Origin of the sequence: Gloeocapsa sp. PCC 7428, from assembly GCF_000317555.1 — a bacterium.
Classification (GTDB): domain Bacteria; phylum Cyanobacteriota; class Cyanobacteriia; order Cyanobacteriales; family Chroococcidiopsidaceae; genus Chroogloeocystis.
In genome coordinates this window covers 4,190,539-4,211,603 of sequence record NC_019745.1, presented here as the reverse complement: position 1 = coordinate 4,211,603, position 21,065 = coordinate 4,190,539, and the positions used below count along the sequence as shown (strand labels likewise).

18 protein-coding genes are annotated in these 21,065 nt (G+C 44.5%); 12 read left to right on the top strand and 6 right to left on the bottom strand.

Features of this window, described 5'->3' with window-relative positions; genetic code table 11:
• Positions 1–59 precede the first annotated feature (59 nt).
• On the top strand, positions 60–176 hold the full coding sequence (psbM, locus tag GLO7428_RS26900) for a photosystem II reaction center protein PsbM (protein WP_015190115.1): 117 nt from the start codon (positions 60–62) through the stop codon (positions 174–176).
• Between the two features lie 74 nt (positions 177–250).
• Here the strand turns inward: psbM and GLO7428_RS18575 are convergent, their stop codons facing one another.
• Positions 251–1,078 (bottom strand): universal stress protein, encoded by an 828-nt coding sequence (locus GLO7428_RS18575; protein WP_015190114.1) that lies wholly within the window; start codon positions 1,076–1,078, stop codon positions 251–253.
• Positions 1,079–1,964: 886 nt separating this feature from the next.
• Here GLO7428_RS18575 and GLO7428_RS18570 point away from each other — a divergent pair.
• The 4 genes from GLO7428_RS18570 to GLO7428_RS18555 all read left to right on the top strand — a co-directional run bounded on the left by GLO7428_RS18570 (position 1,965) and on the right by GLO7428_RS18555 (position 6,319).
• On the top strand, positions 1,965–3,881 hold the full coding sequence (locus tag GLO7428_RS18570) for an iron uptake porin (RefSeq protein ID WP_015190113.1): 1,917 nt from the start codon (positions 1,965–1,967) through the stop codon (positions 3,879–3,881).
• A 164-nt stretch (positions 3,882–4,045) separates the two neighbouring features.
• Positions 4,046–4,483 (top strand): Rrf2 family transcriptional regulator, encoded by a 438-nt coding sequence (locus GLO7428_RS18565; RefSeq protein WP_015190112.1) that lies wholly within the window; start codon positions 4,046–4,048, stop codon positions 4,481–4,483.
• Between the two features lie 164 nt (positions 4,484–4,647).
• Positions 4,648–5,610, top strand: a complete 963-nt coding sequence (cysK, locus tag GLO7428_RS18560; RefSeq protein WP_015190111.1) for a cysteine synthase A — start codon at positions 4,648–4,650, stop codon at positions 5,608–5,610.
• Between the two features lie 13 nt (positions 5,611–5,623).
• The gene (locus GLO7428_RS18555; RefSeq protein WP_041918694.1) at positions 5,624–6,319 is read left to right on the top strand and encodes a J domain-containing protein; all 696 of its coding nucleotides are present in this window, start codon (positions 5,624–5,626) and stop codon (positions 6,317–6,319) included.
• Here GLO7428_RS18555 and GLO7428_RS18550 read toward each other — a convergent pair.
• Positions 6,316–7,110 carry a YdcF family protein gene (locus GLO7428_RS18550; protein WP_196797391.1) on the bottom strand — a complete coding sequence of 265 codons (795 nt, stop codon included), beginning with the start codon at positions 7,108–7,110 and terminating at the stop codon, positions 6,316–6,318. The genes GLO7428_RS18555 and GLO7428_RS18550 overlap by 4 nt on opposite strands.
• A 104-nt stretch (positions 7,111–7,214) precedes the next feature.
• Between GLO7428_RS18550 and GLO7428_RS18545 the strand changes: the two genes are divergently transcribed.
• Positions 7,215–8,084, top strand: a complete 870-nt coding sequence (locus tag GLO7428_RS18545) for a 6-carboxytetrahydropterin synthase (RefSeq protein WP_015190108.1) — start codon at positions 7,215–7,217, stop codon at positions 8,082–8,084.
• 182 nt (positions 8,085–8,266) lie between these two features.
• Here GLO7428_RS18545 and GLO7428_RS18540 read toward each other — a convergent pair whose 3' ends face one another.
• Positions 8,267–9,187 carry a class I SAM-dependent methyltransferase gene (locus tag GLO7428_RS18540; RefSeq protein WP_015190107.1) on the bottom strand — a complete coding sequence of 307 codons (921 nt, stop codon included), beginning with the start codon at positions 9,185–9,187 and terminating at the stop codon, positions 8,267–8,269.
• A gap of 325 nt (positions 9,188–9,512) precedes the next feature.
• Here GLO7428_RS18540 and GLO7428_RS18535 point away from each other — a divergent pair, with 325 nt between their 5' ends.
• On the top strand, positions 9,513–12,116 hold the full coding sequence (locus tag GLO7428_RS18535; RefSeq protein ID WP_015190106.1) for a M1 family metallopeptidase: 2,604 nt from the start codon (positions 9,513–9,515) through the stop codon (positions 12,114–12,116).
• A gap of 130 nt (positions 12,117–12,246) precedes the next feature.
• Here GLO7428_RS18535 and GLO7428_RS18530 read toward each other — a convergent pair whose 3' ends face one another.
• Positions 12,247–13,185: an NAD-dependent epimerase/dehydratase family protein gene (locus GLO7428_RS18530; RefSeq protein WP_196797390.1), complete on the bottom strand. Its 939-nt coding sequence runs from the start codon at positions 13,183–13,185 to the stop codon at positions 12,247–12,249.
• A gap of 89 nt (positions 13,186–13,274) precedes the next feature.
• Between GLO7428_RS18530 and GLO7428_RS18525 the strand changes: the two genes are divergently transcribed.
• From GLO7428_RS18525 to GLO7428_RS18505, 5 genes are all read left to right on the top strand, one after another.
• Positions 13,275–13,640, top strand: a complete 366-nt coding sequence (locus GLO7428_RS18525; RefSeq protein ID WP_015190104.1) for a helix-turn-helix domain-containing protein — start codon at positions 13,275–13,277, stop codon at positions 13,638–13,640.
• Positions 13,641–13,974: 334 nt separating this feature from the next.
• Positions 13,975–14,292, top strand: coding sequence for a DUF433 domain-containing protein (locus GLO7428_RS18520; RefSeq protein WP_015190103.1), 318 nt, complete (start codon positions 13,975–13,977; stop codon positions 14,290–14,292).
• The gene (locus tag GLO7428_RS18515; protein WP_015190102.1) at positions 14,264–14,605 is read left to right on the top strand and encodes a DUF5615 family PIN-like protein; all 342 of its coding nucleotides are present in this window, start codon (positions 14,264–14,266) and stop codon (positions 14,603–14,605) included. Before GLO7428_RS18520 ends, GLO7428_RS18515 begins: the two co-directional genes overlap by 29 nt.
• Positions 14,606–15,341: 736 nt before the next feature.
• Positions 15,342–17,054, top strand: coding sequence for an AarF/ABC1/UbiB kinase family protein (locus GLO7428_RS18510; RefSeq protein WP_015190101.1), 1,713 nt, complete (start codon positions 15,342–15,344; stop codon positions 17,052–17,054).
• A gap of 14 nt (positions 17,055–17,068) precedes the next feature.
• Positions 17,069–17,440 (top strand): hypothetical protein, encoded by a 372-nt coding sequence (locus tag GLO7428_RS18505; RefSeq protein WP_015190100.1) that lies wholly within the window; start codon positions 17,069–17,071, stop codon positions 17,438–17,440.
• Positions 17,441–17,588: 148 nt separating this feature from the next.
• Here the strand turns inward: GLO7428_RS18505 and GLO7428_RS18500 are convergent, their stop codons facing one another.
• Both GLO7428_RS18500 and GLO7428_RS18495 read right to left on the bottom strand, forming a co-directional pair.
• Positions 17,589–18,947, bottom strand: coding sequence for a GTP-binding protein (locus GLO7428_RS18500; RefSeq protein WP_015190099.1), 1,359 nt, complete (start codon positions 18,945–18,947; stop codon positions 17,589–17,591).
• 666 nt (positions 18,948–19,613) lie between these two features.
• On the bottom strand, positions 19,614–21,059 hold the full coding sequence (locus tag GLO7428_RS18495; protein WP_015190098.1) for a DUF697 domain-containing protein: 1,446 nt from the start codon (positions 21,057–21,059) through the stop codon (positions 19,614–19,616).
• Between the last annotated feature and the right edge of the window lie 6 nt (positions 21,060–21,065).

The following is a 21,065-nucleotide window of genomic DNA, read 5'->3' as shown; positions in this document are numbered from 1 at the left end:
AGCGACGATAATGTTATTCTAAAACTGTTAGCTCATGATCCGCGAGAGGCTTTCTTTCGATGCAAGTTAATGACTTAGGGTTCGTAGCGAGCATCTTGTTCGTCTTAGTCCCAGCTGTGTTCTTGATTATTCTGTATATTCAGACTGCTAGCCGCGAAGGTCGCAACGATTCATAAAAATAAGTTCCTTGACAAAAACCCCCGCTCAATGCAGGGGTTTTTTGCTAGTGAAAGCACAAATAAAATCGCAATTAACCTACAGTCCTTGCTAATAACACCGGACAGTTTGCATTCACGCGGACGTAATCGGACAACGAAGAACCCAAAAGCCGATCCAAGTCAACAAAACTTTTCGCAATCGAAGGACGGCGATCTGGAGAACCAAGCATTAATAAATCGACATTGTTTTCTTCGGCGATGCGGCAAATTTCTTCACCAGGTTTACCCGTAGTGGAAATTGCGCGGGGTTGTATGCCTTGTTTTTTCGCTTCGGCGATCGCTTCGGCTAAAACCGGATCTTTTTCGCCTGGTGTTGCTGCACCTTTATCGACGTGGGCTAAAATCAGTTGCCCTCCTTTAATATCGCGCAACAAAAACAACGCTAACTGTAAACATTGTTTCGCCGCCTCTGAACCATCCACCGCTACCATGATGCGATTGATTTTTTTGACATAAATATCATCCTTGACCAACAACATTGGTCGCGAGGACAATTGAAACACGTACTGACTAACTGAATTAGACAAAATCGATTGCAAGCGTTTAAGACCGCGCGAACCCATAATAATCAGATCCGCATCAATCTCCTCTGCAACTTGGCAGACAACATCTTTAGGATCGCCTTGGCGAAGAATTGCCGAAACTTTTGTTGGATCTAACTGCAACGACTGAATTGCTGTGGCTAGTACCTTCCCTCCTTCTTCCCACTTCGATGTCATTGTCTCGGCACTAACTTGAGGAGACACAACATGCAAAACGGTGACAGCTGCCTTTTGAATCGATGGTAAATCCATTAATGCTTTGAGCATTTCTTCCGAATGACCAGTCCCAGAGTCAGCTAACAAAATTTTTTCTAACATCGAGTCGCCTCTTTATTGTCTTGTTCAGCAACTAATTGAATCAGTAACTTCAGCAAAGTAACACTTCGCCCTGAGTCGTAAACTATGATTTTTATGATCAATTACATTCTACAATTTTGCCAAAAAGTTTAATTCTTTAGTAGTTAAGTTGAAGATTAAATAATATTTAATTAAGTTCAAACATTTGTTAATAAATGACCTAATTATTAGGCAAGTTAAACGCTTATGTCGTAGGCGATCGCAGTCTTTTCTCTAGCAAACAGAATCGGTTGAAATTCGCTAGTAGGTTATCTTTCATGTACAAAAGTATAAATAAGCCTGTGCTAACTCAACACATCTATTGAACTCAAAATATTACAAAAGTTTATTGAGTTTTTTATAAAACCTGAGTATTAAGTTATGTATTACAATTCCTAGCCATAGCTTCATTTTGTGTCTTACGCTGTAACGATGTTAATCACTCAGGCAGCATAATTATCTTTTAGCAATTTATATATTAATCTAACTTATAAAACCGACAGTTATTGCTTATAGCGTTGCCACCTTAGTTTATGATATATTGCTGAATCATAAATTCATGAGCACGGGACAAGGACGTAAAAGCTTGACTTGAATTATATGGGCAGCTTATATATGTAAAATTGGCTCAGGTCTTGAACTGTTGCTTCACATCTAGATGTTCGCGCGAAAATTCGCATCAGTTTCCGTGAAAATCGCTATTAATTTTATTAACTCAGACTTAATCAAGCATTAAACAGTGTTAAACTTATAATTACTACAGTATACCTCCTCCACAGGTGTCAATAGGTTGTCTCATTGCCTATAGTGTAATGAGTCCATGCAAAAATTCTTTTATCTACAAAAGGTGTGAGGATAAGAGGTAAAAATGTCAAAAATCTTGTGGAAATCCCTACTGCTCAGCCCCGCAGTCCTAGGCGCAACAATAGTTGTATCCTCTACAGCCCTAGCAGTAGAGCAACCGCAATCAGCTGAACTCAATCAGCAAGATGCTGCTCAAGCTCCAGCAACAGATTACGTAGTTGCAACCATCGAGAATAGTATAGAGCAGAATACTACAGGAAATGCTATTCAACCACAAGCAGTAGCAGAACCTGTAGCTCAAGTACCTACAGTATCAACGCAAGCTCCAGCAGTAATGCCAATTACTGTAGCGCAAGCAACGACAACACCTGCTAGCGCTCCCGTTGCGCCATCTGTTGAATCGTTAGACGATCTCAACCGCTACAGTAACGAAGGTAGAGGCAATGCCAACTCAGTTGCCCAAGTCACTTCTGTTTCTCAACTATCTGACGTCCAACCAACCGACTGGGCATTTCAAGCGTTGCAATCACTTGTAGAACGCTACGGAGTTATCGCTGGTTATCCTGATGGAACCTATCGCGGTAATCGCGCAATGACACGGTATGAGTTTGCGGCTGGTTTGAACGCTGCCTTAGACCGAGTTAACGAACTAATCGCAGCTGGTACAGCCGACTTGGTTCGTCGGGAAGACCTAGCAACCCTCCAGCGCCTGCAAGAAGAGTTTGCGGCGGAACTGGCAACATTGCGCGGTCGTGTAGATGCTCTAGAAGCACAAACAGCCGAACTTGAAGCAAATCAATTTTCGACAACAACTAAACTAGTCGGTGAAGTCGTCGCTGCTGTTAGTGACACATTTGGAGACGATGTAGACGACAACACCGTATTCCAAAACCGCGTCCGTTTAGACTTCCAAACCAGCTTCGGCGGTTCTGATGTCTTGCATACGCGCTTGGCAACAGGAAACGCACAGCCATTTAGCTTCAGTCCCTACAACACAGCAGCAACTCCTTTCAAGACCTTTGAAGGAACTCAAACATTCAACGTAGCACCGAACTTTGAGAACGACGTTTATGTTGATTGGTTAGCTTACGACTTCCCGCTATTTGGGCAAGCTAGAGGTTATTTAGCGGCTACTGGTGGTATTCACAGTGACTATGCAGCTACTGTGAATCCATACTTTGAAGACTACGACGGAGGTCGTGGCGCGCTATCTACCTTTGCGCAACAAAACCCAATCTACCGAATTGGTGGTGGCGCTGGTGGTGGTTTAACCTTAGCGTTTGGCGGTAGTGGCGTTCTCAGACCAAGTTCTTTGACTGTAGGTTATTTAGCAGATAACGCCAGCGATCCTGGTTTGAGTGCAGGTATCGGTAACGGTGACTACTCAGCATTAGCTCAGTTGAACTTCAACTTAGGCGATCGCGTTGCTTTAGCTGCAACATATGTTCATGCTTATCACACCACTGGTAACGGAATTTTTGATATTGGTGGTTCTTTTGCAGGTAGCGGTCAATCAACAGGTCCAATTGTTGGTACTCTAGAGGCGAATAACCCATCTGCACTGTTACCGACAGGTGAAGTACCTACCGTAACTAACTCATATGGTGTATCAGCTGCCCTCCGGTTGAGCGATAGAATCTCGCTAAGTGGGTTTGGGACATACACCAACGCGACCCTACTTGGTCGTGGTAGTGGTGACATCTGGACCTTCGGCGGTGGAGTTGCTTTCCCAGACTTGGGTAAAGAAGGCAACCTCTTAGGCATCTTCGCAGGTGTCGAACCTACATTAAGAGGGCTTGACGCTCCTGGCGTTGCAGGCTTTACTCGTGACTACGGGTTACACGTTGAAGGCTTCTACAGATATCAACTAACAGACAACGTTTCGATTACACCTGGCGTGATCTGGTTAAGTTCTCCTGGTCAAAACAACGATAACTCAGACGTCATCATTGGAACACTACGGACAACCTTCAATTTCTAGGTTGTGATTAGTTAAACTCCGTAACCAAAAGAAATGTTAACCCGCGACCAGCGGGTTTTTTTATCGTTAGTTATCCAAACTCACTAAACCCCAGTAAAGAACCGGAGTATACTAGAAAAAGAGCAAATCAAAAGCTTAATAAACTATCGCGTTTAAATTAGCCTGTGGAACTCTCGTGTAAGACGGAATATGCGCTGCTTGCGCTCTTAGAGCTAGCAACTAACTACGAAATCGGCGAACCCTTGCAAATTCGGCAAATTGCTGCCCAACAGCACATCCCAGATCGCTATCTAGAACAACTACTAGCGACATTAAGGCGCGGAGGTTTAGTGAAAAGCCAACGAGGGGCAAAAGGTGGTTATGTTCTAGCACGAGAGCCTTGGAAGATTACTTTACTCGACGTCATATGCTGCTTAGACGGTCTAGAAACAACGACTTGTGAAGACGAAGCTCAACCAAAAACGGTAGAAAGCGCAGTTGTTCAAGAAGTTTGGCAAGAATCGCGTCAAGCAGCCCACGCTGTTTTGCAAAAATATTCACTGCAAAACCTCTGCGAGCAACGAGCAGCAAGAAAGCAATTGAATATTATGTATTACATTTAGAGCAATTTAGAAGTTTTGAGTTTTGAGTTTTGAGAGAAAACTTCTTCTATTCAAAACTAAAGCGAAGCAGTGAGTAGCGATCGCAATTTCTGCTTGACTTTCTTATCTTTCTCTAATTTTTTTACATCTTTCTCATCTAGATTCCTCTTAACTAAACTAAAACTATGCGAATTGCCAACAATATTACAGAATTAATTGGTCGCACACCTTTAGTACAACTCAATCGCATTCCCCAAGCCGAGGGTTGCGTAGCGCGGATAGTGGTGAAGCTAGAAAGCATGAATCCATCTGCCTCAGTTAAGGATCGAATTGGCTTGAGCATGATTCAAGCTGCTGAAAAAGAAAAACTGATTCATCCTGGAAAGACAACCTTGGTTGAACCTACATCAGGTAATACAGGAATTGCAGTCGCGATGGCAGCTGCGGCAAAGGGATATCGGTTAATTTTAACAATGCCCGAAACAATGAGTGCTGAACGGCGGGCAATGCTACGCGCCTATGGTGCAGAACTCGAACTGACACCAGGAATTGAAGGAATGAGTGGGGCGATTCGACGCGCGCAAATGATTGTAGACAATACGCCGCACGCTTATATGTTGCAACAATTCCGCAATCCTGCGAATGCGCAAATTCATCGGGAAACTACCGCAGAAGAACTTTGGCAAGATACCGATGGGCAAATTGATTTTATGGTAGCAGGCGTTGGTACTGGCGGCACAATTACAGGTGTTGCGGAAGTGATTAAAGCACGTAAGCCCAGTTTTAAGGCGATCGCCGTTGAACCGGTAAATAGCCCAGTTCTCTCAGGCGGTAAGCCAGGTCCGCATAAAATTCAAGGTATTGGTGCAGGGTTTATCCCGCAAGTTTTGCGCGTAGACATGATTGATGAAGTGATAACAGTAACCGATGACGAAGCGATCGCCTACGGACGTCGTTTAGCCCGCGAAGAAGGACTACTTTCAGGAATTTCTAGTGGTGCAGCTTTATGTGCCGCGATTCGGGTTGGACAGCGCCCAGAAAACAAAGGAAAATTGATTGTGATGATTCAGCCCAGCTTTGGCGAACGTTACCTAAGTACTCCGTTGTTCCAAGATTTGGAACCTAAATTTTCTGCCACGATGAATTAACGCTAAATTAGGTGTGATGGCATCGAATCACTACGACACTCTTGACGTTAATGCAGCAGCGAGCCAAGCGGAAATTAAGCAAGCCTATCGCCGCTTGGTAAAAAAATTTCATCCTGATAGTCATCAGGACACCGCCGATCATGAGCAAATTATTCGCATTAACGCCGCATACGAAGTCCTAGGAGATGTTCAAAAACGGCAATCCTATGACGAACAACTCCTTACACAAAAAACAACACGTCGCGAACGACAACAGCGTACCGCAGCAGCACAAAATCAATATCGTACCTCGCGGCAAACGGGAAGAGATGCTGATGAAGAATTAGCACGATGGCTGCACCAAGTCTATCAACCCGTGAATCGTTTGATTTGCCGAATTCTCAACTCGTTAGAAGAACAAATCGAAAATTTGGCAGCCGATCCTTTTGATGATGAATTACTAGGAGATTTTGAAGATTATCTGCAAAGCTGTCGCGACTGGCTCAAACAAGCCCAAGTAGCGTTTCGCTCGTTGCCGAATCCTCCTAGTGTTGCGGGAGCCGCAGCGCACTTGTACTATTGTCTCAATCAAGTAGGCGATGGCATCGAAGAGTTAAGTTACTTTCCACTCAACTACGACGATCGCTATTTGCACATGGGTCAAGAATTATTCCGAATCGCGGCTGGTTTGCATTGCGAAGCCCAAGAATCGCTAGAGGCGATCGCTTAATCAACATAGAGGCGTTGTTGACCGTACTGTTGTGCTTTTTGCAGCAAAGCTGATAGTTCAACATCCGGCATCACCTGAGAAGGCGGAGCTACAATCTGTCGCCAAAGATACCACGGGAAACCAATTGATTCCCGTAAAGCTACGTAAGCTGTTTGTGGTAAATTCCACTCATCTGGTAACTGACTTGTACGCGGAATAACCGTAAATCCATAAGCACGAAATTCGATCAGCGATCGCCACATATGCGGAGGATCGCTGATTAATAAAATTCGTTGAATGTTTCGCTGTTGTAGAATTGCTGCTGAAAAAATCGCATTTTCTTTCGTTGTCAACGAACAGTTTTCGCCATCAATAACATTCTTAGGTACACCTTGGGCAATTAATAACTCAATAATCGGTAAAGCATCTCCTCGACCACTGACAAAAATCACTGGTGCTCTTTTGGCTTGCCACAATTGAGTTGCTACCCTAGCTCGTTCCATTCTCAAGGCTCTACCTCGACCTAAAATAACAATGGCATCGACAGAAGTTCCAGGATCAGGAGGCAGAAATAGTCCATTCACAACAACAATAGACAGCAAACCAACCGCAATCAAGCTAAACAAGAGCGTAACCACACTAGGAAGCATCCATTTTTGCTTGAACCGCCACTTGCGGGCAATCAGCCGAAGGCTAACGATAACTGCAATGAGGATTGCCAGAAATAGCAAAATCGGCGATCGCAACTGCTGCCAACCAAACTCGATCGGAAACTGTGTAAACTCACGCGGACAAAAACGAGAATCAAACATCGATTGCATTCACAACTCAGCGTCAGGTGCAATGCGCACGCTAATTAGTTTATGCTGTTATCAGCATCATTCAAAAAACTTTACATTCAACAACTCGTGTACTCATGCAATGCATTGTCAATCGTCGCGCACAGTTTTCAGCGAGTCATCGGTATTGGCTACCCGAATTAAGCGAGGCTGAGAATACACAGCGTTTTGGACTTTGCGCGCGAACACCAGGACACGGACACAACTACGTTTTATATGTTTCCCTCGCCGGTGAACTCGATGAATATGGCATGGTACAAAATTTGTCTGAAGTCAAACAGGTGATCAAGCGCGAAGTTACTAGCCAACTCGATTTTTCGCACCTTAACGATGTTTGGACAGAATTTCAACAAACACTGCCTACCACCGAAAACATTGCCAGAGTCATTTGGCAGCGACTAGCACCTTACTTACCTTTAGTCCGCATTCAACTCTTTGAACATCCAGAACTTTGGGCAGAATATCAAGGAAACGGCATGGAAGCTTACTTAACACTTAGTACACACTTCAGCGCTGCGCATCGGCTAGCACGTCCGGATCTCAGTTACGAAGAAAACTCAGAAATTTACGGTAAGTGCGCGCGTCCCAACGGACACGGACACAACTATCATTTAGAAGTCACTGTTAAAGGTGATATTGACCCGCGTACCGGAATGCTTGTTGACTTAGGTGCACTGCAACAAATCGTCGATGATTTAGTCGTCGAACCGCTGGATCATACCTTCTTAAACAAAGACATCGCCTACTTTGCCGAAATCGTCCCAACCGCAGAAAATATCGCGGTATACATCAGTAATGTTTTGCGATCGCCCATCCAAGAACTAGGAGCTACATTACACAAAGTTAAGCTAATTGAAAGTCCCAACAATTCTTGTGAAATTTACTGCGATCAGACTGTTCAAGAAATCAGCGATCAGAGGTCAGAGGTTAGGGAATTGGTACATTAGGCTTTTCCCTTAACCCCAGTTTCCTCCAGACTTGAGAGATATAGTATCTGGTGAACCGCCCCCAACCCACGCCAGTTCGCTCAACAGGGTGAACCCCCGCACCTTTCGCCAGGCTCCCCAATTCTGGGGAAGCTAAACTATTCAAAGTCCCGCACTTGTGGGGGATTCAAGGGGCAAAAATACTACCCAACCGCTACCTGCGCCGTGATAGTACGATGGCGGGGAGTATTAGGCGCGATCGCAATGTTTTGAAACCCTGCGACTTTCAAAGCTGCTTCAATATCCAAAGTGAAATATTCATCCAAATACGGCTCGGTGCTTTTCAATAACGTCAAAATGTAAGGAGGCATCTTACCGTAAATTTCCGATTGTGGATTCATATCCATAATTGCTAAATAGCCACCAGGACGAAGTAAGCGTCGGACTTCTTGAAAAATTTGCTGTGTCGCCGATTGCGGCAATTCGTGACATACCAGAAAGATGGAAACTAAATCAAACGATGCTGATGGCAATCCAGTTGATTCAGCCGCCGCGTGGACCCAGTTGATCTGTGCGTGACGTTGTTGCGCGCGGTAATTGGCAACCGCAAGAAAATAAGGTGATAAATCTAAACCAGTGATTGCTGCGTGTGGATAGACTTCTTGTAAGGCAAACGTACTCATACCAACACTACAGCCGATATCTAGAATGTCGCGTGGCTGCGCAACTTCGTTTTTGAGAATATCATGATACGACGCGCGAAGCCGAGCATCACCCTCTGCGCCTGCCTCTGCCCAAATTCCGGCATGAACTGCGCGGGCAGCAACTTCGACTTCTAGCGCTGCATCCCAGCTTAAATTACCTTGCTCGTAAGCATGAAACGAACAGCAATAGTAATCAGGATATTGCAAATGCGGATTTTCGACTTGTGCAAGTTGAGTATCCCAGTCAAGCTGTTTTAATTCTTGTACTTGCTTCGTCCAAGGAACACCAATTTTTTCTGCACGTTTAATCATCATTTGCCGTGCTTGGTGCTTGGCTAAATTTGCCAACGGCTTAATTGCAAGTACTCGATTAACAAAACGGGATGCGATTTCTGGCGCAGTATTGGCAGCAACAGTCATAACGTAATACTAAAAATTTATGTCTTCTTTAGCTTATTATCGGGCTTTGGGGTGACAATTCTGAAGTACAAGCAGGGCAACGAGTTGCCGCAATGTGGATTTTAGTTAAACAATAAGGACACTCTTGTGTCGGTTCTGGTGGTACAAGTTCTTCTTGACGCTTAAATCCGGCTAGGGAGCGAATTGCCAGATACAGGGCAAACGCAATAATAATAAAATCAACGATCGCATCTCAAGCACTAGCACTGCTTTATGTGTCAGAAGCGCTACCCTAAAAAAACAAGTTGCAGCGATCGCTTTTAGCATTCGAGGATAAGCAGAATAGATGTCACAGTTATACTTTGATACAGATAATAGCCGCCACAGAGCCTTTGAACTACCAGGAGCAAAACCCCACTACAACCCAGATCGTCCTGGACAAGTCGAGCATATTTTCTTAGATCTCAATTTAGATATTCCGAGTAAGAGTTATCAGGGAACTTGTATTATCCAGCTTAAGCCGATCCGCAATGGCATCGAAAGGTTGACATTAGATGCAGTGAATCTCAATATTTACTCAGTACGCGTTGACGACACGCCGCAAGCATTTGAATATGATGGTTCGCAATTGCATATTCAACTGGTATCACCCACTACTGTTGGTAATGCGATCAAGATGGCGATCGCCTACTCAGCGGAAAAACCTCAACGCGGTATTTACTTTATTACTCCCAATCAACACTATCCCCATAAACCGACACAAGTTTGGACGCAGGGAGAAGATGAAGACTCGCGCTTCTGGTTTCCTTGCTTCGACTACCCAGGACAACTATCAACATCCGAAATTCGCGTCCGCGTTCCCAAACCTTACATTGCCATTTCCAACGGAACGCTGATCGACACCGCTGAAGAAGGCGACGCTAAAATTTACCACTGGTTACAAGAGCAAGTTCACCCTACTTACCTTATGACACTTGCGGTAGGAGACTTTGCCGAAATTCAAGACGAATGGAACGGTAAACCTGTCACGTACTATGTCGAAAAAGGACGCGAAGCAGACGCACGGCGCAGCATGGGCAAAACCCCGCGCATGATTGAATTTTTTAGCGAAAAGTATGGTTATCTTTACCCTTATCCCAAGTATGCGCAAGTCTGCGTAGATGATTTTATTTTCGGAGGAATGGAAAACACCTCGACTACTTTACTCACAGATCGCTGCTTACTCGATGAACGCGCCGCACTCGACAACCGCAACACCGAAAGCTTAGTCGCGCACGAACTGGCACATCAATGGTTTGGCGATCTTGTCGTGATTAAGCATTGGTCTCATGCTTGGATTAAAGAAGGTATGGCTTCTTATTCAGAAGTCATGTGGACAGAACACGAGTACGGCGCAGAAGAAGCCGCTTATTATCGTTTACTCGAAGCAAGAAGTTACTTAGCCGAAGATAGCAGTCGTTATCGTCGCCCAATCGTTACGCACGTTTATCGCGAGGCAATTGAATTATACGATCGCCACCTTTACGAAAAAGGTTCGTGTGTCTATCACATGATTCGCGCCGAATTAGGAGAAGAGTTGTTTTGGCAAGCGATTCATACATTTGTTCAGGATAATGCCCACAAAACAGTGGAAACAATCGACTTACTCCGCGCGATTGAAAAAGCATCTGGCAGAAATTTACTATTTCTATTTGACCAATACGTTTATCGTGGCGGACACCCTGATTTTAAAGTTGCTTACACTTGGGATGGCGATAGCAAATTAGCTAAAGTTACCGTGACGCAAACGCAAGCGAAAGAAGGTTCAAACGGTATTAGCAGCGATTTATTTGACTTGAAAATCCCAATCGCGTTTGGCTATACCAACAACGCAGAATCTTCTCCTCAATTGAAAACATTTACCGTGCGGGTGCATGAAAAAGAGCAAAGTTTCTATTTCCCGTTAGAGGAGAAACCGCAGTTTGCCAGTTTTGATGTCGGGAATAACTACTTAAAAACAGTCACTTTAGAGTATCCTCTACCAGAGTTGAAAGCACAATTAGCATTTGATTCTGACCCGATTTCGCGAATATATGCAGCGGAAGCTTTGGCGAAAAAAGGTGGACTAGAAGCGGTAAAAGCCCTTTCGCAAGCATTGAAACAGGATTCTTTCTGGGGAGTCCGCGCCGAAGTTGCCAAACAACTCGCGCAAGTCAAACTCGATCAAGCTTTTGATGGTTTAGTTGCAGGTTTAGAAGACAATCATCCCCTAGTACGCCGTGCAGTGATCGAAGCCCTCGCTGATATTAAGACACATCAGAGTTACAAAGCAATCAAACCGCTTGTAGAAAATGGCGATCCTAGCTACTACGTTGAAGCATCAGCAATGAAGGCGATTGGTGCAATTGCGGGTAGTACAGTCGATGCGAAGCCGAAAGAAGAAAAAGTTGTGAAACTGCTCAAATCAGCTTTAGAACAAAGGGCAGGTTGGAACGAGGTCGTGCGTGCAGGTGCGATCGCGGGTTTGAGTCAAATGAAAACCGCTGAACCAGCACTCGACCTTATCTTGGAATATACCAAACTAGGCGTACCGCAAGCACTACGACTCAGCGCAATTCGCGCCCTCGGTACAATTTCCACAGGGCTGAATGCAGTAAATCTCGAACGCGTTTTGCAGCAACTCGAAGAACTCTCCCGTGAGTCGTTTTTCCTAACGCAAGTCGCTGTTGTCAGCGCCCTCGGACAAATGGAAACTCCTAAAGCTATTGGCATTCTACAAGCTTTGGCGAATCAAACTCCTGATGGACGAGTGCGACGTATGGCGGAAGAAGCTGTATCGCGAGTGCAATCTGCGGTTGGTTCAGATCAAGGTGTGAAGCAATTGCGTGAAGAACTCGATGTACTAAAACAACAAAATCAAGAACTTAGAAGTCGTTTAGAGAATTTGGAGGCGAAATCCTCGCAACAGTAAGCGATCGCTTTCAAAGGGCTAGAAGTTTTGACACAGAAGACTAAGAGCAGAAGAACTCTGTTTAATAACGAGTTATGCCGTTCAGTCCTCGGTGGAATAGTTCCTGAGCATTATTTGTTAGTTGCAAAGTCTACAAATTTGATGATTTCTTCAACCAGTCAACCACCGATGAGTGTTTAGGTGTCCATCCTAAAAGGCTTTTAGCTTTCTCTGAGCGAATGCGGCTATTTGACCCAAAAGCGAAGTGAGTACCTTCTTGTCCCCATTCCTGAATGGCTTCCTCAACAGTCCAGCTTTGTGCTGTTCCCTCAAAACCCAGTTCATGTTGTATAGTTTGAGCAATTTCCTTAAAGCTTGATTCACCATTTTCAAGGAAGAAGAATGACCCAGCAGGCGCCTTCTCAAGTGCAAGCATGTAAGCGCTCACAATGTCTTCAATGTGGACTGTTGACCAGATGTTTTCTCCTCTGCCGATATATCGAGCCACTTGGTGTTTTTTAGCAACTGCAATCATCCAAGGAATCTGTATGCTTTGAGTGTGTAGACCTGTACCATCACCGTAGATGAGACAGGGACACATGACGACAGAATGTATTCCCCAAACAACGCTCTCGATTACCTGAGTATCAATTGCTACTCGCCCAATTTTTTCAAAACGAATCGGACGTGGAATATCCTCATGGAAAATACGATTGCTACGTTCGCCAGCAGCGCGATCGCCAACGATGCTTGATCCGCTTGTATGAATCAGCTTTTTACCTGACCCTTTAAGTGCTTGAAGTAATACCTCTACAACAAACGGATCGTCTGCATCTGCGGCATTAATCACAGCATCTGCTGAACGAACGGCTTGAAAGAGGATTTGCTCATCCCGCAATGTTCCAAGAACTGGTTCAATACTCCTCTGCTTAAGTAACACAGCTTTATTGGCTGACCTGCATAAGCCGATCACTTCATGTCCAGCAGCAACCAAGGTAGTAGCGATTGAACCGCCGATATAACCAGACGCTCCAGTTACAAAAATCTTCATTTGCTCATTCAATGGTAAGGTTGCAATCTGATTATGCAAAATTGCTTAGAATTTCGTAAGAACGCACATTCCTGTGCATCAGTAACATAAGTGTTACCGGTCCAGCAAGTAGTCTGAGAGGAGCTTAGATGAGACATGCATCTTTTGATGGGGCACGAGGGTGTTATATAGAAGCTGCTCTAGAAGTCATTGGGGATAAGTGGAAAGGCGTGATTCTTTACCATCTGCTTGATGAACCAAAGCGGTTTAATGAGCTTAAACGTACATTTCCTGAGCTATCGCAACGAATTCTAACTAAGCAACTAAGAGAATTGGAAAACGACGGCGTGATTAGTCGCAAAATTTATCCAGAAATTCCACCAAAGGTCGAGTACTCACTGACAGATTTAGGTAGATTGCTGGAGCCAACATTACTGTCACTTGAAGGTTGGGGAGTCAAATATATTGAAATGACAAGATATTTAAGTAACTGCCAGTCAGACAAGGCTGAGTAGTTCACATTTAAGCTTTCAACGCGGCTAACATATTCCCTGTTGCAGTGAACTGCTGGTTCAAGCGTCAGCATTAGGGCAACAGTTGCTTGCAACCCTTGCAACTGGACTGACAATCTCACTTTCTCTTTGGTAATCCAGCATCGCTCTCGTTTCGGGTCATAGTTCTGAACAAATTCGGCGACAATACTGGCAACGAGTGCCTCAAATTGCTCGTCCCAACCGTATTCCTCAGCATACAGCACACCATGACGGTGCACCACCCAACCTAAATCACCTGGCTGAAGACGTAGGATATACTATAAGTAACTCCGATTTTTACCGTACGCTTCACTCCATGCCTGTCGAAACTCTCTCGCGCTACGTTACTAGTAACTCTGAGATTTTAAGCGGAGAGCCAGTTATTCTAGGCACTCGCACATCTGTTCGTGCCATTGTTGGTTTGTGGCGGTTAGGTATTATGCCAGAGGAAATTTTGAGCCATTTGCCTCATTTAACGCTAGCGCAAGTATTTGATGCTTTGAGCTTCTATCTCGATCATCAGGCAGAGATTAATGAGTACATTGAGCAAAACCAAGTTCCTAATGAGCTAGTTCATCCATCGGTAAGAGGCGCATTGGCGAACTGTGACAATTGCGGCACTTTACACAGATGAAGATATGTCGGCACTTGTTGCTACGCTTTTAAGAGCGCGTGGTTTAGATATTACGACTGTTCCTGAGCAAGCAACCCTGGGCAAAACGGATAGAGAGCAGCTTGAATTCGCAGCTTCTACTAGAAGGCGCATTTTGACTCATAACCGAGTTGACTTTGAACGGTTGCATCTTCAATACATGGAAGAGGATAAACAACATTCTGGAATTATTGTAGTGCCTCAGAAAAATGCTTATGAAGTTGCACAAAGAATTGGTATTTTGGTGAGTGCGTTGACGATTGAGGAAATTAGAAATCAATTACTATACGCTTGAATTTCTCGGAGAAAGTTATTATCTAGAATTTGGTGATAGACGCAAGCTAACAACACTGTGCAATAAGTTAAGAGAATTGGCAAGTATATTAAGGCGATTTAGCGGCTGCTTAGCTAGTGGGCTGCAACTCTAAATCAGTTATAGAAATAAGCTAAAGCGATCGCACTTTACAATTCTAGCTCCCATACTTCTCCGATCAAATGATGACCAAAGCTGTCATGTTCTTCTGCATGAACCAGGCGAAACCTAATGACTTCATAGATATGCCGAGCAGCTAGCAACACATCGTTTGTCTACAGGCGATCTTACTGTAACCGGCTTGTCGAGCAAACTGCACGCATTCATTCACCAAGCGAATACCAATACCTAGCCGTGTGCAACGAACAGCAGGCGCAATTTCGCTACTTCATCTGATTGTTTTACAAGAAAAACTCAACCGGCGATTTTACTATCTCTCTGAGTAATCCAGCATCGCTCAGGTTCTGCTGGACTCTACCCCAGGAAAGATTGTAATCTTTCTTATTATTTGTTTGTAGTTTTATATACTATAGTTAAGAAAAAGATAAAGTTTAATGGTCAGTCTCAAAGTTAAATGACTAGTGGGCTTACCGGAAATCCTTATCTATAAACTGATTGCTCTAAGTACAGACTAATAAGTTGTGCTAGCAACTACCGTAACGAGTGTTACTAAAAGTTGCAGATGTCAGTGGTTCCAGTATAAGAGGCAAACAAAGCCGTGGGTCAGTATCAACTTGCTCAAAATAACCGCCGTTACGATCCGGAAGCGATCGCACGTTACTATCGCTACCGCCCTTGGTTAGTACTTTGGCGGGCTTGTACTATTATTTGGTGTTTTGCAGGATTTATCCTCGGTCTTTATTGGGATAAGTGGCAGAATCGAGAAGAACAGAACAAGTTTAAACGAGCAACGCAGTTACGACAAATTCTGACTCGCCTAGGACCGACATTTATTAAAGTTGGTCAAGCGCTTTCCACAAGACCTGACCTGATTCGTAAAGATTTTCTCGATGAACTAGTCAAGCTGCAAGATCAGCTACCGCCTTTTGATAACGCGATCGCCTTCCGAACAATTGAAACTGAGTTAAATCGCTCAATCCAAGAAATATACAGTGAGATTTCACCACATCCTGTCGCCGCAGCAAGTCTTGGTCAAGTGTATCGCGCACGTTTACACAGTGGCGAAGAGGTTGCCGTTAAGGTACAGCGCCCTAATTTGCGCCCTGTATTGACGCTCGACCTATATTTAATGCGGTGGGTGGCTGGATGGATATCGCCTTGGCTACCGCTAAATCTTGGTCACGATCTCAAAATGATCGTTGATGAGTTTGGTACTAAGCTATTTGAAGAAATTGATTATCTCAACGAAGCGCGTAACGCTGAAAAGTTCGCTACCAATTTCCGTAACGACTTCCGCGTCAAAGTTCCCGCAATTTACTGGCGATTTACTGCTACTCGCGTTCTAACGCTCGAATGGATTAACGGATTCAAACTAACCGACACACAAAGCATCCGTGAAGCAGGGTTAGATACAGACACACTCATCGAAATTGGTGTGACTGCGGGTTTACAGCAGCTATTAGAACACGGCTTCTTTCACGCCGATCCGCATCCAGGTAATTTGTTTGCAATGCCCGATGGTCGTATAGCATACATCGACTTTGGCATGATGGATCAGCTAAGCGAACTTACCAAAGAAACTTTAGTCGATGCGATCGTGCATCTGGTAAACAAAGACTATAACGAGTTAGCCGCTGATTTTGTCAAACTAGGGTTTTTGACTCCAGATACAAATATTTGCCCAATTGTTCCAGCGCTAGAAGCCGTACTTGGTCAAGCGATTGGTCAAAGCGTCGCGGACTTTAACTTCAAGTCGATTACCGACTCGTTTTCAGAGTTGATGTATGATTATCCTTTCCGCGTTCCCGCACAGTTTGCCTTAATTATCCGTTCTTTGGTGACGCAAGAAGGAATCGCGCTGAGTCTGAACCCGAACTTTAAGATCGTTGAGGTATCCTATCCTTACGTTGCACGAAGATTACTAACAGGAGAAACACCTCAACTGCGGCGACGACTACTCAATGTGCTGTTCAAAGATGGTAAGTTTCAGTGGGAGCGACTGGAAAACTTAATTGCGATCGCCCAAGCTGACAAACGATTTGACTTGTTACCAACTGCACAGTTAGGTTTACAATACCTTCTATCCGAAGAAGGTAAATTCCTGCGACAGCAATTGTTGATAGCTTTAACAGAAGACGATCGCCTGCATACCGCAGAAGTGCAACGCATCTGGAATTTAGTCAAAGATGAGCTAAAGCCAAATCGCATCTTAAATGTCGCACTTGATGCTTTAACTGAGATATCAAAAGAGCGCACCGCAGCAATCTTACCGATCGTGAGTTCGTTCGCTATTTTTCCTAAACAGCAGTAAACGCGGAGTTTTTCATGTACTATTTGCCAGAGCCACCATACTTTTTAATGATTGCAGGTTTTCTTGTCTCACTGACTTCAGGCGCGGCTTTTGGTGCAACTTTGAAGCAAATTGTGCAAAACTGGTCGAGCGATCGCATTAGTAGTATGAGTTCGCAATTACCTACAGTGTCGTTAGTTGTCCCCTTTATAGGTATCACAATTGGTGTATACTTATTTCTTTCTGCGGGTTTAGAAGTCTTCGGCTTTCCAGGCTTAATTGCTTATGTGGTTGCGCTACCACTGACTTTATTTCTCGGCATCTTAATTTGGCGACAGTTGGGCAGTATGTTAACACTAGCCGAAAAAGAAGGCTTTGCTGCGATCGATATTGATCGTTGGGGTTAAAAATTAACGTCATTAGATTTATAGTAGGGGTCAGGGTTTTTAGAGCAGAGGGTGCAGAGGAGTGGAGGTGCAAAAGAGAAATACGACATATAAACTTCTTTTTCACTCTTCCACTAGTAACTAGCCACTTTTCAGCAATCTATATCGATCAACTTAGATGTTGGCTTAACTCCTGGCGCAGACGATAAAGAATTGTATTTGGTTCTACTTGCGCTAATATTTCTTTAATAACGGTACTGGTTCCGAGTTGTCCCCACGTGCAGCCGCGTTCTAAATAAACTTGGGCAGCGTGTCCGACAATGTAAGAGCCATAGCCTGCTATACTCCCTTGGGCGATCGCTGTGCCAAAATAGGCAGTCAAGTTCCCAGGGTTCTCACTACTAGCAACTGCCGCAGTACTTTTACCTAAACCCAGAAATATCCCACTTCCGAGTTCAGTCAAGAGTAAACCGCCAGAACTCAGCAAAATCGTTCGCAACAGCTTTGCGGCTTCGTAGCCCGTCATCGGCAAACCATACACGCGTGCTAAAGAGCGAATCAAAGCCAAGTCAGCGACAACACCACCGAGTAAATCTAGAAATGCGATCGGATTGAGTGCGACTGCTAGCGCTTTGTACTTGGTAAACTGCCAGATTAAATCTTCTGCTTCTTGCTGACGCAATTCTACGGTTTTATGCGCGATTGTCGCTGTTGCTTCGCGGGCTTGTACCAACGCATTTAAAGCCAAAAGCGATCGCCCTTCGCGATTAAGAATTCTTAAAATTGCCTGCTGAAGTTCTGTAATCTGTGGTGCTGGCGTCTCTAGTTCGTATGTTACATTGTCATCAGCCCACTCGACACGCACTTCCAGCGGCGCGGGTTCTGCTGCTACCATGACAATTTCATCAGGAGAGACGACTTCATCTCCCTGCATCACAGCGAGTTGCCGTAAATTGTTGTAAATCGCCTCGCGATCCGTCTCAGGGTACAAGTCAATCTTATTGAACACAAGTATCAAAGGTTTTTGCGATCGCCGCAACTCGCATAAAGCTTGATATTCCGTCCGCGTAATATCTCCTGCAACGACAAACAAAATCAAATCGGCTTGACGCGCGACATCCCGCGCCATTTGTGCGCGTATTTGTCCTTCGATTTCGTCTAAGCCAGGCGTATCAATTAACTCTACTTGGACTTTGCCTTTTTCACTCGGAGTCCACCGCACCGAACGTGGGTATTGTGTGACACCATGTAATGGTCCAGTTTGGAGAATTTTTTCTCCCATTAATGCATTCAACACCGCTGACTTACCGCGACTCACTAAACCAAACGCCGCGATACGAACTACATTTGAATCAAGTTTGTTGAGTGCTGCGTTGAGGATTTCAATTTCTGGTTTAACTAATCCTGGAAGATCTCGACTTGCAAGCGATCGCCCTCCCGACTTGCGCAGATGCGAATACCACGACAATGCTTGCCGTAAGCTTGCTTTAGCACGGTTTAAATGAGACTCTTGTTGACTAGTACGCACTATAAGAATGAAACCTACAAATTGATTCTTAACGAGAACGACACACCTTAGCTTTTTCTATCGTAGCGATGTTTTGATATTGCTTTAACTATTTTGACTGGTGCTAGGTTAAATTAACCGCAGATTTTTTAAATTAGTTAATCTCTGCATTAGGCAAGAAGACATTGTCGTATCCATTCCAAAATGAGCCGAAACCTCATGTTGAATTTCTGCAAGATTTGAGGAAGTAACACTGATTTTTGCAACTAAACTGATGTTGCTGAGGAGTATGATTTGCCCCTAGTTCCGCAAACAAACATTTTTCCCGATCTTCTCCCCTACAATTGGGAGAAACGGAGAAAGGGCGAGGGAAAATCAAGCTTTCAAATTTCCCGTACATGACTACCGTGTACACACAAGTGATCTAATTCAGTCAAGTCTCTGGCAAACTGCCTCCTAGCCCATGCCAGTTGTACGCCACTTCTCTCAACAAAGGACACTTCCGCACGACACTGACTCCCCAATTCTGGGGAAACCAAGCTGTTCAAAGTCCCCCAACAATGGGGAATTTAGGGGGCTAAAAAGCCTATTAGATTTATGTATACACCATAGCCATGAGAGCTTTAGGGGGCTGATCCGAGTGCAGTTGCTTAACGATTCATACATTGATTCAGCAATGCTACTAAACTATGATTCAGCAAGTTGCGGTTGAGGTGGTTTTTGTAACAAACGCTCGACGCCTTGCTTAACAAAGCCTTGTAGGAAAGTCACCTGCTGATTTTGCTGAAATACCTTTTGTAAAGTTTGGCTCAACTTGTCTAAATTGAGTTTCTCAGAGTCAATAGCAACTTCCTGCGATTGAAAGTACTCAACTAAACTTAAACCTGCTAAATGAGTGAGATACGCGGCACTCACTCCTTGTACTGCCCCACCTGCAACAAAAGTTACTGCATTACTTTTTAACACTGTACTCACAGCTTTTGTCGAAAGTTCGACTAAGCCTAACTTCACCATCAAACTTCCCATTGTGCCAGCGACAGTTTGGGCTTGTTGCAGCGAGAATTTCTGCTGATAGATCGCGCCTAATTCGGTGACTAGCTGGGCATTAATTGCGGCGGTTGCAAGGAGATCGAGCGCAGGAACTGGATTCGCAAACGCCGCCGCTGCTGCAATCCATTGGTACTGTTCAATGATCGCAATCGCGCGATCGCGTCTGACACCATTTAGTAGTGTTTTCGCTTCGGCTTTTAGCGCTAACGCCTGACGTTGTGTCGTCGCCCAAATGAGTTGTTGTCTTTCTTGCGTCGCAATTGTTGCTAGGCGATCGCTCAGTTGCTCAATTGCGGGTGCGGGTTGTTCTCGCCATTCTTGAATCGCACCATCCACCGCGTGTTGGCGCACTTTAATTTCACTCGGCGACGCCGCGATCGCGACGGTATCTTCGGGTTTGAGTAACGTTTGCATTCGCTGTTGTAAGGCGTGTAACACTACAGCACGTTCTTCAGCGATGTGTTGATCTTGCTTATTAAACACAAGTAAAGTGCGTTGTCGATTGACGGCGATCAACTGCTGTAAAGTTTGAAATTCCGTTTCTGTGAGGTCGCCATTTGTTACAAATAACACCAAATCAGCAGCATTTGCTTGCACGAGTGCCGTTGTTTCTGCTTGGCGATCGCTATCAGTACTTGTAAATAATGCGGGGGTTTCCTGAAAAGTTAATTGCTGCCCAAATGATAGTTGGTTCAACGCTTGCACAAGTTTTGTTTTGCCAACAGCTTTACCACCTATAATGGCTACGCGTAATTCCTGGCGTTCAAATTCCTTATTGAGTTGAATAAGTTGTTGACGCAGTTGCGCGGGTTCTTTGGCTTCAACTGCCAAGCGTTCGATCGCACTTGCTGCTTGCGCGATCGCTTTTTCTACGGTTTCTCGCGTGACAGGTGAGTTATCGATACTTTGTCGTTTTGGCGTTTTTTGCTGGAATAACCACAAAGTTCCACCAACTGCGATCGCGCCTAGAATGCCATACTCACCTAGTTGCACAATAGAGTGGTGCCAGCTTTGTAATATCCACAAAGAGAAGGATAAGCCTACTCCACCCACTAAAATTGGTCGCCGCAACTGAACAGCCATGATTAA